The following is a 13,895-nucleotide window of genomic DNA, read 5'->3' as shown; positions in this document are numbered from 1 at the left end:
GGGTGTGGATGTGGCCCCCGGACCGGAATCCGCCGAGGAGAGACAGACATGGCCTACGCCGTCATCGCCCGCTACCACTGCGAACCCGCCGACGAGGCCACGGTGCGCGCCGCGCTGCTGCGGGTGCGTGAGCACACCCGTGCCGAGCCCGCGAACCTGGCGTACGAGGTGCACCTGGAGGCTGACCGGCCGGGCAGTTTCGTGCTGTACGAGCAGTACGCCGACCGAGCCGGTTTCGAGGCGCACAAGGCGGCCGACCACTTCGAGGAGCTGATCGTGAAGACGGTGTGGCCGCTGCTCACGGATCGCGCGGTGATATTCGCCGAGGTGCTGTGAGCGCGCCACGGTGAACACGGTGCGATCAGCCGACGGGGCCGGGCGGTTGCTGCCCGGCCCCGTCGTGTTCCCTCAGAACTCGTTGCCCCAGCAGTACCGGGCGATCGTCTCCACCAGGACCAGTTTCCCACGCTGGTCCTCGGCGCTCAGCAGCGGCCTGCTCGCCACGTCGGCGAAGCCGCGGGAGGGCGCCACGGCCCCGTCCTCCAGGTCCTTGAACTCGCCGACCGCGTCGATCCGTTCCATCACCGTGTCGATGTCCTCCAGCTCGGGCACGGTCGCGTCGACCACGCCCAGGCAGAAGTCACGGTCGTCCGGCAGCGCCTTGACCAGGTCGAGCTCGGCCGGGGTGCCCTGGTCGAAGGGCAGGATCCAACGGTCGGCGCCGATGGTGCCGTAGAGCGTCTCGGCTCGGGCCCGGTCAAGGGCGGCGGGGGCGGTCCGGCCGGGCGCGAGGCCGATCCGTACGCCCTCGGGGCGCTCGTCCAGCCGTACCGCGAGCCCGTCGACGGCGAGCGCGTCCTCGAAGGACAGTGCGCCCGGGTCAACCGGGTCGGTGGCCACCTGGCCCAGCAGCAACGGGTTGTTGAGCTGAATCAGGCGCACCCCCTGGGAGACCAGCAGCTCGATCTCCGTCCGGATGATCTCGGCGAGAGCTTCGCCGAGTTCCCGAGCGGAGGACGGGCCGAGGCCAGGCCGGTACGTGGTGGCGGCAAGGTACGCCGGGGAGGGCAGCGACACCTTCGGCGCGATCACCGTCAGCTCGGCGAGTCGGGCGGTCCAGTGGGCGAGGAGCGGTCCGTCAGCCTTCGGGAGGGACTCGGCGACCCAGCGCACCAAGCCGTCGGAGTCCACTTCCTCGGTACGGCGGAATCCTGACACTCCGTCGAGGACCGCGCTGCGGAAGTCCTCGCGGGGAAAGTCGCCGTCCGTGACGACGGTGGAGCGCAACTTGCGCTGGTAGGCCACGAGATCCTTCACTGCGGCGAGTTCCGCCTCGTTCAACGCCTCGGGGTCGCCCGTCGCCCGGGCCGCGACGAGTTCGAGGGGGCGGACCAGGCTGCCGTGGTGGTCGATGCGGTAGTTGAACGTATCCGCCATGATCGTCAGTCCTTTCCGGGAGCAGCCGGTGTGCCCGCGACACCCCAGGCGGCGAACTCCAGCTCGTAGCCGAGGGATTCGAGGACCTCGTCGGCGATCCGCTGGTCCTCCTCGGCCGTGCCGCCGGCGATGCCGAGGCCGCCGATGATCTCGCCGTCCCTCTTGATGGTGACGCTGCCCTCGGTGGCCATGATCGGCAGGGCGGCGCCGGGGAGTTGGGAGAGCTGGGAGAAGAAGACGGGCTGGCTCTCCTGCCACTTCTTCAGCATCGTGCCGGGCCGCTGCATCACGGCGGCGGTGTAGGCCTTGGCGCGGGCGATGTCCGGGGTGAGAGGGCGTGCCCCGTCCGCGCGGTGGATGGCGATGGGAAAGCCTCCCGCGTCCACCACGGCGACGCTCACCGCTTTTCCGAGCGCCCGGGCGCGTGTGTGGGCGGCGGCGATGATCTCCTCGGCGGCGTCCAGGGTCAGGTTGCTCATGCGGCTTCCTTCGGTGCGGTCAGGGTGCGGCGCAGACGGGCGACCGCCGCGTTGTACGGCTCCGGTGTCTCCCAGTACATGGAGTGCGGGGCACCGGGGACGATCTCCAGATGCGATCCGGGCAGCAGTCCGTGGGCGCGGGTGACGGTCTTCACGCCGAGGACGGCGTCCTTCTCGCCGGCCAGGAACGCGACCTTGACGTCCGAGGCCTGGATTTCTTCCAGGGTCGGGCCGTTGGTGTCGAGGTTGCGCAGGTCCTGCATCCTGGCGACGTTGAAGGTGCCCATCTGCTGGAACAGGAAGGTGAGGTCCGGCCGCTGCTGCTGGAAGCGTCTGGTCAGCAGGCGGTCGATGACCGGTAGTTTGACGGCTTCGGCGCGGTCGGCGGCGGCCAGTTCCTTCAGCTCGGGGTGGCTGATGCCGCCGAGGGAGTGTCCGAGGACGACGCAGGAGACCCGCTCGGGGCGCGTCAGGCCGGCGCGCAGGGCGGCGACGGAGCCGATGGACTGGCCGACCAGCATGACGTCGGTGAGGTCCTCGGCGTCGAGGACGGCGACGACGTCGCCGGGGAAGTCCTGGCCGTCGAACTCCGGCATGGAGGAGTCGGATTTGCCGAAGCCGCGGAGGTCCACGGTGATGACCGTGAACTCCTGGCGCAGTGCGGCCACTTGCTGCCACCAGGCGGCGTGGTGGCCGCCGCTGCCGTGCACGAAGAGGATCGCCGGGCCGCTGCCGTGGCGCTCGTAGTAGATGGCGGTGCCGTCGGAGTCGGCGATGGGCATGATGGTGAACTCCCGTACGTACTAAGTCAGTTGGGCCGCTTGCCGTGCCAGACCAGCTCGATCATGGTGTGGTCGGGGTCGTGGATGTAGCAGAACTTCGACTGGTTCTCCGGGCGCTGGATCGGGCGGGTGTGCCGGATGCCCAGCTCCCCCAGGTGCTCCAGGAAGTCGTCCCAGTCGTCGACCTCGACGGCGAAGTGGTAGGGCGCCATGCGCTCCATCTCCTCCACCGGGGTGAAGTGGAGATCGAAGTTGCCCCGGGTCATCAACACCACCTTGGTGTTGGACTTGGGCATGATCCGCTTCATCCCGAAGACCTTCGTGTACCACTCGGCCGTGCGGTCGGGGTCGGTCGTGGGGAAGTTGACGTGGTGGATGTAACGGGGTTCCTTGCTCATGCTCGATTCCCTTCGAGGTGTACGGGGTTGGACAGCACACCGATACCGCTGATCTCGATGTCCACGGTGTCGCCGGGCTCCAGTTGGCAGGTCGACTCGGCGCCCATCCACAGCACGTCACCGGGGTGCAGGGTGAGGTGGCGGGTCATCGCGACGATGTGGTCGAAGGGGTCATGGACCATGTCGCCGGTGGGGAACCGCGCGCGCTCCGAGCCGTTGACCCTGAGCGTGGTCGTCTGCGCGAGCGCGTCCACGTCCGTCTCGATCCACGGGCCCATCGGCTTGAAGGTGTCGCTGTTCTTGCTGCGCCAGAAGGTGCGGTCCCGGTGCTGCCAGGCGCGGGCGCTGACGTCGTTGCCGATGGTCCAGCCGAAGACGGACTTCCGCGCCTCCTCGTACGTGGCGTGCCGGATCGTACGGCCGATGACGGCGACCAGTTCGGGCTCGGCCTCGAAGCGGCCCTCGACCTCGACGGGCTTGACGATGGGCGAACCGTGGCCGGTGAGCGCGTTGTTGGCGCGGTAACCGACTTCGGGGCGCTCGGGGGTGACGGCTCCGGCGTGCGCGATGTGGCGCGGGTAGTTGTAGCCGACCGCGTAGAAGACGGGCGGTACGACGGGCGGCAGCCACACGGCCGTCGCAGAGGGCACCGTCCCGATGACGTCCGGATCACCCTCCAGCGGGGAATCGGACAGCAGCTCGATCTCCGACTCCCCCACCTGACCCCACACCGCCCGGCCGTCGACCGAGACTCGCGCGTACCTCATGGCGCCAGCAGGTGGGAGACGCGCTTGGTGACCAGGTAGGCGTCCAGGGCTTCCGGGCCGCCCTCGCGGCCGTAGCCGCTGTCCTTCACCCCGCCCGAGGGGGCCTCGTGGACCGAGCCGCCGCAGTGGTTGAGGGAGAGGATGCCGGCCTCCAGCTCGCCGGAGAGCCGTTCGGCGGTGGCGGCGGAGCGGGTGAAACCGTAGGCGGCGAGGCCGTAGGGCAGCGCGTTCGCGGTCGCGAGCGCCTCGTCCAGATCGGCGAAGGGCACGATCGGCGCGATCGGCCCGAACGGCTCCTCGTGCAGCAGCTCCGCGTCCTCCGGTACGTCCGTCAGGACGGTCGGTGCGAAGAAGTACCCCGCGCGGTCGAGCCGTTCGCCACCGGTGCGGACCTTGGCGCCGCGGGCGACAGCGTCGGCGACGAGCCGCTCCATGGCCTTGAGCCGGCGTTCGTTGGCGAGGGGGCCCATCTTCGTGCCGTCAACCAGGCCGTCGCCGACGACGACCGCCTCGGCGGCCCTCACGAACTCGGCGGTGAACTCCTCGACGAGGCTCTCGTGGACCAGGAACCGGCTGGGCGAGGTGCACACCTGCCCGGCGTTGACGAACTTCGCCTGTGCTGCCTTGCGGGCGGCCCGCACGGGGTCGGCGTCCGCGCACACGATCACCGGGGCGTGTCCGCCGAGCTCCATCAGGGAGGGCTTCATGACCTTGCCCGCCTCGGCGGCGAGCAGTTTGCCGACGGGGACCGAGCCGGTGAAGGCGACCAGGCGGGTGACCGGGGAGGCGATGAGGTGGGCGGAGACCTCGGCGGGCTCGCCGAAGACCAGGTTGAGAACTCCGGCCGGGAGGCCCGCGTCGGCGTAGCAGGCGACGAGTGCGGCGGCGGTGGCCGGGGTCTCCTCCGAGGCCTTGATGACCAGGGAGCAGCCGGCGGCGAGGGCCGAGGAGATCTTCCGGTTGGGGCCGCCCACCGGGAAGTTCCACGGTACGAATGCGGCGACCGGTCCGATCGGCTCACGGCGCACGGTCAGGACGGTGCCGGGGGCGGACGGGATGATGCGGCCGTAGGCGCGGCGGGCGTCGTCGGCGTGCCAGCGCAGGGTCTCGGCGGTGCGGCGGGCCTCGCCGGTGGACTCGGCGAGCGGCTTGCCCTGCTCCAGGGTGCTGATCCGGCCGATCTCGACGGCCCGCTCGGCGATCAGGTCGGCGGCGGCGTGCAGGATCTCGGTGCGCCGGGCGACGGGGGTGTCGCGCCAGACGCGGAAGCCCTCCTCGGCGGCGGCGAGGGCGCGGTCGAGGTCGGCCGGGGTGGCCAGCGGCACCTCGCCGATCGCCTGTGCGGTGGCCGGGTTCACGATCGGGGCGGTCTGGCCGGTGCCGCCCTGGCACCACTCGCCCGCGATGTACATGCGGACGGCGGGGTAGCCGTGGTCGGTGGTCATGGGTGGGTGCCCTCTCAAGGGTCAGGATGCGGGGGTTTCCTGGTCGCGGTTGGTGCGCAGGGCCCAGAGGTGATGGGGCGGGGTGGTCTCGTGGACGCGGGTCTCGTAGGTGTCGTCGACCCGGTCCATGTCGGCGGCGTACTCCACGCGGCCGCCGCAGGGGGCGTGCAGGAAGCGGAAGACGTTGGAGCCGATGGTGTGGCGGCCGAGCTTTCGCGCCTCGCGCCAGCCGTGCTCGATCATGTGGTTGCCGCCCTCGACGACGTCGTCGAAGCCGGGGACCTCGTAGGCGATGTGGTTGATCCCGGCCTTGTCGGGGCGGTGGCACAGCAGCATGGTGTGCTGGTCGTCGTCGCCCGGGGCCTGCATGAAGACGCCCATGGGCTCGACCACGTCGGTGGGCCGGAAGCCGAGGCGCTCGGTGTAGAAGGCGACCGCCTCGTCCTTGCCCGGCTTGGGGATGTTGAGGGCCACATGGCACATGCGCAGCGGACGGACCCGTCCGATGGGCTCCAGGGCGGTGTTCCAGCGAGGGACGCTGCCGAGCGCGTTGGCGGGCCGCGGGGTGACGGGGGCCGGTTTCGGCCGGGCCAGGGCGAGTCCGACGCCGAAGCCGGTCTCGTCCACGGTGTGGTGGACTCCGTCGGCGCTCTCGCGGACCTCGCGGTCCTTGCCGGCCGAGGCCACCAACCGCTCCAGTTCCTCCCGGGTGTCGACGCCCCATACGACCTCACGGAGAGTGGGGCCGGGCTCCACCGGAGGCGGCAGCAGTGGGCTCGGGTGGGCATCGAGATGCAGCGTCTGGCCGGTCAGTGTCTCGAAGACCGCGTGGTCGTCGGTGTTCTCCACCTGGAAGATCCCGAAGTCGTCGAAGAACCGGACGCATTCATCGAGGTCGTCGACGCTGTAGGTGACCGATTCGATTCTCTGGATTCCCATGGGTTCCTCGTTTCCGGGTCGCCTCGTGAGCGTAGGTTTCGGCGTACGGCGGCCTCAATGTCCCGAGCTCCACGCAATGCGCAATCGTTTCTTGCGGTTACGGCCGGATCACCGGCATCGGATTCTTCGAGAACCACTCGGCGAGAAAGTCCAGGAACACACTGATCTTGCGCGGGGTGTCCTGTCCGGGGCCGTAGATCGCGTACAGGGGACGGTCGGGCACCGCCAGGTCGGGCAGGAGCACCTGGAGTGCTCCGCCGATCAGGTCGTCGTAGGCCGGACGCTGCGGCAGCAGGGCGAGGCCCAGGCCGTGGACGGCCGCCTTCTGCAGGGCGATGTAGGAGTTGGACGAGAAGGCGATGTTACGGATCTTGTGCAGGGTGCTCGCGTGTCCGTGGCCGATGCGCCAGACCGGGTCGTTCACGTGTACGAGGCACTGGTGCCGGGCGAGGTCGTTCGGGTGGGTGAGCCCGCCGTGGCGGTCGATGTAGTCCTTGGAGGCGCACAGGACGAAAGGCAGCGACGAGATCTTCTTGAGGCGGACGCTGGAGTCCCTCAGATCCCTGGTGTGGAAGGCGACGTCGAAGCCGCTGTCCAGAAAGTCGTACGTCCGGTCGGACATTCCGCCGAGTTCGAAACGGACCTGGATTTTCGGATGCGCGGCGGAGAACGCGGCGATGGCATCCCCGAGATCCAGGCTGCCTATCCACTTGGGGCAGATGATGCTCAGTGTTCCTTCGGCGCGGTCGTGGAGCTGGGCTATGCCGGCGTCCTCGGCCTCGATTTCCTCCAGAATGCGCGCGGCGAATTCGGCGTACCGCCGGCCCGGTCCCGTGAGGCTGACGGAACGGGCCGTGCGATTGACCAGGCGGACACCCACCTGTCGCTCCAGTTCGGCGACGTGCCGTGACACCAACGAGCCGGAGGAGCCCAGCTTCTTGGCGGCTCCGTTGAAGCTGCCGACGTGCGCGACGGTGACGAAGCTGTGCATGAGGAGCAGGCGATCCATGTTTCCTCCGGATGCTCCCGCCGCTCACGGATGTGTCGGGAGCGGGCGGAGCGAGTGCGGCTCGGAGACTGTGGGGCACACCGTCTTCCTGGCGAAGGCCTCTACTTCGGGCAGTACTGGGGTGCGTCGCTCACGTTGTCCTTGGTGACCAAGACAAGAGGAATGTTGGCAATCTTGTCAACAGTCTGCTTCTTGTTGAGAAGCCCGATCGTGTTCTGCACCGCGGTCCGGCCGATCGTCATGGCCGAGTTGGCCACCGTCGCGGACAGTTGCCCGCTCTCGACGGCGGCGAGGCCGTCCTCGGTGCCGTTGACGGTGACGATCTTGACGTCCTCGGCTCCGGCCGCGTCGAAGGCCTTGCGGACGGCGAAGGCCATCTCCTCGTTGGCTACGAAGGCGTAGTCGAGGTCCGGCTGGGCCTGGATCATGTTCTCGGCGACGTCCTGGGCCTTGGCGGGATTGAACATGCCGGGCTGATTCGCCACCACCTTCGCGTTCGCCGGCAGCGCTTCCGTGAAACCGCCCACCAGCAGGTCGGAGGCCGCGCCCGGCGCACCCGCGACGATCCCTACCTTCACGTCCTCGCCTGCGGCGTCCTTCTCGATCCAGCCCGCGTCCAGCGCGCCGACCTTCTTCAGGTCGACCTTGGCCACGCCCAGCACGTCCGACGTGTCCGAGGTGGCGACGGAGGTGAGGAAGATCGGTATGCCGGCGCTCTTGGCTTTGGCAATGTCGCCCTCGAGCGCGTCGACGTTGACGGTCTGGACGATCAGGGCGTCCACGTTCCGCGCGATCATGTCCTCGATGTTGGACAGCTCGGTCCCGGCGTCCTGCTTGGAGTTGGCGGAGTAGAGGGTCGCCTTCTCCGTCTCGGCCGTCTGCTCGACGGACTTGAGCAGACACTGGTGGAAGTGGGTGTTGGCACCGTTGACGAACCCCAGGGTGACCGAACCGCCGGCGGCGCCCGAGCTGTCCGTTGCTGAGCCGCAGCCGGTGAGCACCAGGGCGGCGGTGCAGATGAGCGAAGCAGCGGTGGTGCGGCGGGATCGGGTGGTGGGCGTCATGGGTCGGCCTTTCCTGCGTCTTTGAAGAGAAGGTTGGGGAGGGTGGGGCCGCACTGGGGGCTGCGGAGAACGGGCAGGCGCGGCTTACAGCCCGCTAATGACCCGGCGTGGTCTTGCGCTGGAACTCGTTGATGATCGCCGCGACGAGCAGCACCCCGCCGGTCACGACGAACTGGTAGTAGCTGTTGACCTGGAGCAGGTTCAGCGCGTTGGCGACGACGCCGAGCAGCACCACACCGAGAACGGTTCCCACCACGGTGCCGTGGCCGCCCGCGAGGGACGTACCGCCGATGACGACCGCGGCCACGGCGGTCAACTGCAGTTGCAGTCCACCGGTGTTGGGGGCGGCGGCGCCCAGCCGGGAGAGCAGCATCAGTCCGGCCAGACCGGCGAGGGCCCCGGCCAGGGCGTACAGGGCGAGTTTGCGGCCGGAGACGTTGATGCCGCTGAGCCGGGCCACGTGCTCGTTGCCACCCATCGCGAAGGCGTCCCGACCGAAGGTGGTGAACCGCATGGCCAGCCCGATCGCGGCGAGCACGAGGATCGCGACGACGCACAGGTAGGGGATGCCGAGCACCTTGTCGTTGCCGAGGGCCCACATCCGCTGCCCGATGGTGATGGACTCGCCGTTGAGGACGAGCAGGGCGACGCCGTCCAGCAGCATCGCGGAGGCGAGGGTGGCGACGAACGGCGCGACCCTGGTGAAGGTCACCACCAGACCGTTGACCAGGCCTGTCAGAGTGGCCAGGACAAGGGTGACGACCACGGTGACGGCGGTGGGCCGCCCGTCGTGCAGCAGGGTCGCGCCCACCGAGACGGTGACGGCCGCGTTGCTGCCCATGGAGAAGTCCATGCCGCCCGCGGTCATCAGCAGGGTCAGCCCGGCGGCGATGACGGCGGTCACGCTGATCTGCCGCAGCACGTTCAGCAGGTTCTGCGAGCTGGTGAAGGAGTCGGCCTGGACGGCGGTGAACAGCGCCACCAGGAGGAGGACCACGACCAGACCGCCGTGCGGGATGTGCAGCAGAGCCTGGAGTGTCAGCCGGGATGCCGTGCGCTCCGGTGGGTCGGCCGCGACGTCCGGAGCGGCGGAGGGGGTCTTGAGGCTCACTGCGGCTGACCTCCGAGTGCGGTCGCGACGAGCTCGTCGCGGGTGATGGCGGTGATGTCGTGTTCGGCGACCGTGCGCCCGGCGCTGACGACGACGACCCGGTCGGCCAGGCGCATGACCTCCTCGGCGGAGGACGAGGCGAGCAGCACGGCCACGCCGCGCGAGGCGAGGTCGTCGACGAGGGTGTGGATGTCGGCCATGGCCGCCACGTCGACCCCGTTGGTGGGGTCCTCAAGGAAACAGGCGACCGGCTCGGTCTCCAGCCATTTACCCAGCAGCACCTTCTGCTGGTTACCGCCGGAGAGCGCGCCCACGGGCGGATTGCCGGTGAGCGCGACCACCCCGTAGCCGGTGCGCAACGGAGCGGCGCGTCGGGCGAGTTCACCGCGGCGGTGCAGTCGGCGGCGGGCGAAGCGGTCGCCGGCCAGCATCAGGTTCTCGTCCAGGGTCATCCCGGGGACCAGGCCCAGGGTCCGGCGGTCACCGGTGACGCAGCGCAGACCGCTGGCGAGCGAGGCCGGGACCCGGCCGAACGGCACGTCGCGGCCGTCGACGAGCAGTTCGCCGGCGTCGGGGCGCCGACGCCCGGAGAGAAGGTCGAACAGCCGAGACTGGGCGTCGCCCGCGGGCCCGAATACAGCGACGATCTCGCCCTTGCGCACCTCGACGGTGAAGTCCTGGACGACCCGGCCGTGGCTCAGGCGGCGTACGTTCAGGCCGCTTTCGTGCTTCGGGGCGGGCCGCTCGGGCCGCCGCGAGACGACATCACGGCCGACCATGCTGCGCACCAGCGCGGCGGGAGTCATCTCGGCGGCCGGGGCAGTGGTCACCACGTTCCCGTCGCGCAGGACGGTGAGGCGGTCGGCGACGGCCATGACCTCGTCGATGTAGTGCGAGATGTAGACGACGGCGACACCATCGCCCCGCAGGGTGCGCACCAGAGCGCGGATCCGGTCGGCGTCCTTGGCGCTGAGGCAGGCGGTCGGCTCGTCGAGTATCAGGATCCGCCCGCCGCGGCGGACCTCACGGGCCACCTCGACCATGGTCTGTTCGGCGACGGTGAGGGTCCCCGCGACGCGTTCCACGTCGATGTCGATGCCGAGGCCGGACAGCGCCTCGCGGGCCTCGGCCTTCACCGACCGCCAGCGCACGGCACCGCTCCGGGTGGGCAGGTCGCCGAGCATGACGTTCTCGGCGACGGTCAGCCCCATCGCGAGTTCGCGACGCTGCGGCACGCAGGCGATGCCGAGCTTGCGGGCCTTGCGCACGGTCAGCCCGGAGTACTCCTGCCCACCGACCTCGATGGTGCCGCCGTCGGTCTGGTGGACTCCGGAGAGGATCTGCACCAGGGTCGACTTGCCGGCTCCGTTCATGCCCATCAGCGCATGGATCTCGCCCGGGTGGAGGTCGAGGTCGACGCCTTTCAGCGCGGCCGCCCCGCCGAAGCTCTTGGTGACGCCCCGGACGCGAAGTACCGCGCCGCGGGCCGCCGTCCCGGCACCACCGTTGGGCAGAGACCCGGCCGGTGTCCTGGGAGTCACAGCGGTGCCCTCCTTCACATGCGGATCCGTGAGGGGGCTCACGGCCGGTCGCCGTCGCCGCTCACTCGCCCGTAGCCGCGGATGTCCGGAAAGGGAGGCTCCTTGTCGGCCTGCAGGTCCACCTGGAAGGTGTTCAGGCACATGCCGAGCATGGTGAAGTTGCCGAGCGCGCCGATGGTGTCCACCAGGCCCTTGGCTCCGAAGTGTCCGAGGGCGCGGACGAAGGTCTCGTCGGTGACGAAGTGGTCCTCCAGCACCTCCCTGCAGAACTGGTAGAAGGCCTGGTCCACGTCGTTGCCGAAGACGGCCTCCCGCTTCTCCGCAACCGCCTTCACCGCGGCCTCGGGGACACCGGCCTCGATCGCCTGGTGCACGTGCGCGTTCCAGGAGTACTGCGCGTCCCAGTTGCGGGCGGCCATCAGCAGGGCGAGCTCGCGCAGGTGCTTGGGGAGGCCACAGTCGAAGCGGGCGAACGCGCCCAGCGACTCGGCGCGCTCGCACATCTCCGGACTGTGCAGCCAGACCCGGAACGGTCCGCGAACCGCACCGCGGCGCCCGGCGATGCGGGCGGCCAGCTCCAGCTGCCGCGGGTCCATTTCCTCTTCGCTGAGAACGGGGAGCCTCATCTGCCCAGTACCTGCCTTTTCTTTCCGGCGCGTTTCCGACACGGATCACAAGCCGTGCGGTGCGAGCCGACGGTACAGCCGGGGTAGAAAACCGCATCCCTCCCGGAACGCAAGGTAAAGCTGCACGCCGGAGGGCACCCATGCGCGGGCGCGCGACCTAACGTCAGTCGACCCGTCAACGTGCACCGCAGGAGGAACTCCCGGATGACCACGATCATCAAGGTCGCGTCGGTACCGCTGCTCGACCGTGGCGGAGCGGTCGTCACGACACCACTGATCACCACGCCGTCGGCCGACGGAGAAAACAAGATCACCAGCGGGATGAGCGTGTACCCGGTCGGATCCGGGGCGCCGCTGCACTCACACAACTGCGACGAGCATGTGACCGTCCTTGAGGGCGAGGCAGAGGTCTGGGTCGACGGCCAGGTGACGAGGCTTCAGCAGTACGACACGACCTACGTCCCGTCCCCCGTTCCCCACCTCTTCCGAAACGTCGGGAGCAGCCCGCTGCGCATCCTGTGGGTGTACTCCTCGGGCCAAGTGACCCGCACGTTCACCGAGACCGGCAAGACCGTGGAACACCTCTCCGCCGAGGACCAGATGGGCTGAGGTGAGCCGGTGCTCGCGAGCGGCCCGATGCGGCACTTCAGCTGGCGCCGGGACGCCCGGTCCGGTGGCCGGTCGGCCTACGCGTCCTCGGCCTGGTGTGTCCTCGGCGGCTCGGTGTGACCGCGCAGTACCAGTACCGGTCGCGCCTGGGTCCCGGAGTCACGCGGACGCACGTGGAGACACCGCGACACCGGGTGACCTGGTGCACAGGGCCCGGCGTCGCGGTCGGCGGCATCCGCAGACGGGAGAAGCAGAGCCGCGGCTGGGGAGGGTCCGTATCGTCTCGCTGGCGGTGACCATCGGGACACCGTTCCCGACGTCGGCCACCTCACAGGGCAAGGTGTTGCTCGCCGCCCTGCCGTCACAGCGACTCCGCGACGTCCTCGCCCAGCCCAGCAGGTGGGGAGTGGCCCCTCGCCACCAGCCCGACGCCGACCGCCTCGACACCGTGCTGCGTGAGGTCCGCCGCGGCTGGGCCGTCGCCGACGAGGAACTGGCCGTCGGCCTCCGCTCCGCCGCAGTCCCGGTCCGCGACGGCGACGGCGACGGACGCGTCATCGCCGCGTCGGGCAACAGACGCAGGCGCGACCACCAAGCAACCGGGGCCGGCGCGCCCAGCCACGCAACCACGACTTGATCGTGGGCGACATGAGCGCCATGCTGTGCGCGTGTCACTGGTCCGCTCGGCAGGTCTGCAGAAGTTCCGGCAGTGTGTCGAAACTCTGGGGGGAGACGCGGAGTCGTATGCCCTGCGGGCGGGTCTGCCCGTCGAGGCGCTCGACACCGACGAACTGCTGGTGCAGGACCATGCCCTGGCTCTCGTGCTGGAGCATGCGGCAGCTGACCTGGACTGCCCGGACCTGGGGCTGCGGGTGGGCGAGGCGCAGGACTTCCGGATGCTGGGCCCACTGTCGGTGGCGATCCAGCACTCCCCCTCGGTCGCCGACGCGCTGGAGTGCACCTCCCGCTATCTGTTCGTCCACGCCCGCGATCTCAGTGTCTCGCTGGTCGACGACCCGGACGGTACCCGTGGGGTCGTGGGCCTGCGGTATGCCTTCGATACCGGCGTACGACCGCTGCCGCAGGCCACGGACATGACCGTGATGTTCGTGCACCGCGCGGTGATGTTCCTGGTGGGCGGCTCTTACGGGCTGCGGTCGGTCGACCTGCCCCACCAGCCGGTGGCTCCGCCGCCTCGCTACGAGGACGCCTTCGGTGCCCGGGTCCGCTTCGGCCGCGATCAGGCGCTGCTGAGAGTGCCGTCGAGCCTGCTGACACGGCCGCTCGAAGGCGTCGACGAGACCTTGCGCCGCCTGGCCATGGCGTTCCTGGACCGCCACTCCCCCGAGGCCGGGCAGCTGGTGATGGCGGCGAGGGTGCGGGCGGTGCTGGACCAGTCCCTGGGGACCGGTTCCACCGAACTCCTCGACATCGCCCGCGTCCTGGCCGTACACCCGCGGACGCTGCAGCGACAACTCGCCGCGGAAGGGGAGTCGTACGCCTCCCTCCTCGACGGAGTGCGACGGGCTCGGGCGCGGCTCTATCTCACGACCACGGACATGCCGCTCGCCCAGATCAGCAACCTCGTCGGCTTCTCCGAGCAGGCCGTGCTCACCCGCTGTGCCCGGCGGTGGTGGGGCCGGACGCCGAGCGCCCTGCGCCGCGAGGCACGGGCAGGGCGCTGAGCA

The 13,895-nt window shown here is 69.8% G+C and carries 16 protein-coding genes; 4 read left to right on the top strand and 12 right to left on the bottom strand.

Annotated features, from left to right (window positions below):
* Positions 1-48: 48 nt before the first annotated feature.
* Positions 49-336 carry a putative quinol monooxygenase gene (locus ACZ7MG_RS00150; RefSeq protein ID WP_471387144.1) on the top strand — a complete coding sequence of 96 codons (288 nt, stop codon included), beginning with the start codon at positions 49-51 and terminating at the stop codon, positions 334-336.
* Between the two features lie 72 nt (positions 337-408).
* Here ACZ7MG_RS00150 and ACZ7MG_RS00145 read toward each other — a convergent pair whose 3' ends face one another.
* The 12 genes from ACZ7MG_RS00145 to ACZ7MG_RS00090 all read right to left on the bottom strand — a co-directional run bounded on the left by ACZ7MG_RS00145 (position 409) and on the right by ACZ7MG_RS00090 (position 11,568).
* Positions 409-1,437 carry a uroporphyrinogen decarboxylase/cobalamine-independent methonine synthase family protein gene (locus ACZ7MG_RS00145; protein ID WP_471387141.1) on the bottom strand — a complete coding sequence of 343 codons (1,029 nt, stop codon included), beginning with the start codon at positions 1,435-1,437 and terminating at the stop codon, positions 409-411.
* A gap of 5 nt (positions 1,438-1,442) precedes the next feature.
* Positions 1,443-1,916 carry a GlcG/HbpS family heme-binding protein gene (locus ACZ7MG_RS00140; protein WP_471387138.1) on the bottom strand — a complete coding sequence of 158 codons (474 nt, stop codon included), beginning with the start codon at positions 1,914-1,916 and terminating at the stop codon, positions 1,443-1,445.
* On the bottom strand, positions 1,913-2,698 hold the full coding sequence (locus ACZ7MG_RS00135) for an alpha/beta fold hydrolase (protein WP_471387135.1): 786 nt from the start codon (positions 2,696-2,698) through the stop codon (positions 1,913-1,915). The genes ACZ7MG_RS00140 and ACZ7MG_RS00135 overlap by 4 nt, the downstream gene beginning before the upstream one ends.
* A 26-nt stretch (positions 2,699-2,724) precedes the next feature.
* Positions 2,725-3,096, bottom strand: coding sequence for a VOC family protein (locus ACZ7MG_RS00130; RefSeq protein ID WP_471387132.1), 372 nt, complete (start codon positions 3,094-3,096; stop codon positions 2,725-2,727).
* Positions 3,093-3,863 carry a fumarylacetoacetate hydrolase family protein gene (locus tag ACZ7MG_RS00125; protein ID WP_471387129.1) on the bottom strand — a complete coding sequence of 257 codons (771 nt, stop codon included), beginning with the start codon at positions 3,861-3,863 and terminating at the stop codon, positions 3,093-3,095. Before ACZ7MG_RS00125 ends, ACZ7MG_RS00130 begins: the two co-directional genes overlap by 4 nt.
* The gene (locus ACZ7MG_RS00120) at positions 3,860-5,308 is read right to left on the bottom strand and encodes an NAD-dependent succinate-semialdehyde dehydrogenase (RefSeq protein ID WP_471387126.1); all 1,449 of its coding nucleotides are present in this window, start codon (positions 5,306-5,308) and stop codon (positions 3,860-3,862) included. The genes ACZ7MG_RS00125 and ACZ7MG_RS00120 overlap by 4 nt, the downstream gene beginning before the upstream one ends.
* A gap of 21 nt (positions 5,309-5,329) precedes the next feature.
* The gene (locus ACZ7MG_RS00115) at positions 5,330-6,247 is read right to left on the bottom strand and encodes a VOC family protein (RefSeq protein WP_471387123.1); all 918 of its coding nucleotides are present in this window, start codon (positions 6,245-6,247) and stop codon (positions 5,330-5,332) included.
* A gap of 97 nt (positions 6,248-6,344) precedes the next feature.
* A complete protein-coding gene (locus tag ACZ7MG_RS00110) occupies positions 6,345-7,256 on the bottom strand; it encodes a LysR family transcriptional regulator (RefSeq protein ID WP_471387120.1) in 912 nt (303 codons plus the stop codon).
* Between the two features lie 101 nt (positions 7,257-7,357).
* On the bottom strand, positions 7,358-8,320 hold the full coding sequence (locus tag ACZ7MG_RS00105) for a sugar ABC transporter substrate-binding protein (RefSeq protein WP_471387118.1): 963 nt from the start codon (positions 8,318-8,320) through the stop codon (positions 7,358-7,360).
* A 94-nt stretch (positions 8,321-8,414) separates the two neighbouring features.
* Positions 8,415-9,431 carry an ABC transporter permease gene (locus tag ACZ7MG_RS00100; protein WP_471387115.1) on the bottom strand — a complete coding sequence of 339 codons (1,017 nt, stop codon included), beginning with the start codon at positions 9,429-9,431 and terminating at the stop codon, positions 8,415-8,417.
* A complete protein-coding gene (locus ACZ7MG_RS00095; RefSeq protein WP_471387113.1) occupies positions 9,428-10,972 on the bottom strand; it encodes a sugar ABC transporter ATP-binding protein in 1,545 nt (514 codons plus the stop codon). Before ACZ7MG_RS00095 ends, ACZ7MG_RS00100 begins: the two co-directional genes overlap by 4 nt.
* A 38-nt stretch (positions 10,973-11,010) precedes the next feature.
* Entirely contained in the window at positions 11,011-11,568 is a 558-nt protein-coding gene (locus ACZ7MG_RS00090; RefSeq protein WP_471387110.1) for a carboxymuconolactone decarboxylase family protein, read from the bottom strand.
* A gap of 234 nt (positions 11,569-11,802) precedes the next feature.
* Between ACZ7MG_RS00090 and ACZ7MG_RS00085 the strand changes: the two genes are divergently transcribed.
* From ACZ7MG_RS00085 to ACZ7MG_RS00075, 3 genes are all read left to right on the top strand, one after another.
* On the top strand, positions 11,803-12,207 hold the full coding sequence (locus tag ACZ7MG_RS00085) for a cupin domain-containing protein (protein WP_471387107.1): 405 nt from the start codon (positions 11,803-11,805) through the stop codon (positions 12,205-12,207).
* Between the two features lie 292 nt (positions 12,208-12,499).
* Positions 12,500-12,844 carry an IclR family transcriptional regulator domain-containing protein gene (locus ACZ7MG_RS00080; protein WP_471387105.1) on the top strand — a complete coding sequence of 115 codons (345 nt, stop codon included), beginning with the start codon at positions 12,500-12,502 and terminating at the stop codon, positions 12,842-12,844.
* A gap of 31 nt (positions 12,845-12,875) precedes the next feature.
* Positions 12,876-13,892, top strand: a complete 1,017-nt coding sequence (locus tag ACZ7MG_RS00075; protein WP_471387102.1) for an AraC family transcriptional regulator — start codon at positions 12,876-12,878, stop codon at positions 13,890-13,892.
* Positions 13,893-13,895 lie beyond the last annotated feature (3 nt).

The organism is Streptomyces sp. NPDC107538, from assembly GCF_055657445.1.
This window is presented reverse-complemented; position numbering and strand designations above follow the sequence as displayed.

Coding starts and splice junctions, on each gene's coding strand:
- ACZ7MG_RS00140 (WP_471387138.1), bottom strand. CDS start 1,916: ATGAGCAACCTGACCCTGGACGCCGCCGAGGAGATCATCGCCGCCGCC.
- ACZ7MG_RS00145 (WP_471387141.1), bottom strand. CDS start 1,437: ATGGCGGATACGTTCAACTACCGCATCGACCACCACGGCAGCCTGGTC.
- ACZ7MG_RS00130 (WP_471387132.1), bottom strand. CDS start 3,096: ATGAGCAAGGAACCCCGTTACATCCACCACGTCAACTTCCCCACGACC.
- ACZ7MG_RS00125 (WP_471387129.1), bottom strand. CDS start 3,863: ATGAGGTACGCGCGAGTCTCGGTCGACGGCCGGGCGGTGTGGGGTCAG.
- ACZ7MG_RS00110 (WP_471387120.1), bottom strand. CDS start 7,256: ATGGATCGCCTGCTCCTCATGCACAGCTTCGTCACCGTCGCGCACGTC.
- ACZ7MG_RS00150 (WP_471387144.1), top strand. CDS start 49: ATGGCCTACGCCGTCATCGCCCGCTACCACTGCGAACCCGCCGACGAG.
- ACZ7MG_RS00120 (WP_471387126.1), bottom strand. CDS start 5,308: ATGACCACCGACCACGGCTACCCCGCCGTCCGCATGTACATCGCGGGC.
- ACZ7MG_RS00090 (WP_471387110.1), bottom strand. CDS start 11,568: ATGGACCCGCGGCAGCTGGAGCTGGCCGCCCGCATCGCCGGGCGCCGC.
- ACZ7MG_RS00115 (WP_471387123.1), bottom strand. CDS start 6,247: ATGGGAATCCAGAGAATCGAATCGGTCACCTACAGCGTCGACGACCTC.
- ACZ7MG_RS00105 (WP_471387118.1), bottom strand. CDS start 8,320: ATGACGCCCACCACCCGATCCCGCCGCACCACCGCTGCTTCGCTCATC.
- ACZ7MG_RS00135 (WP_471387135.1), bottom strand. CDS start 2,698: ATGCCCATCGCCGACTCCGACGGCACCGCCATCTACTACGAGCGCCAC.
- ACZ7MG_RS00085 (WP_471387107.1), top strand. CDS start 11,803: ATGACCACGATCATCAAGGTCGCGTCGGTACCGCTGCTCGACCGTGGC.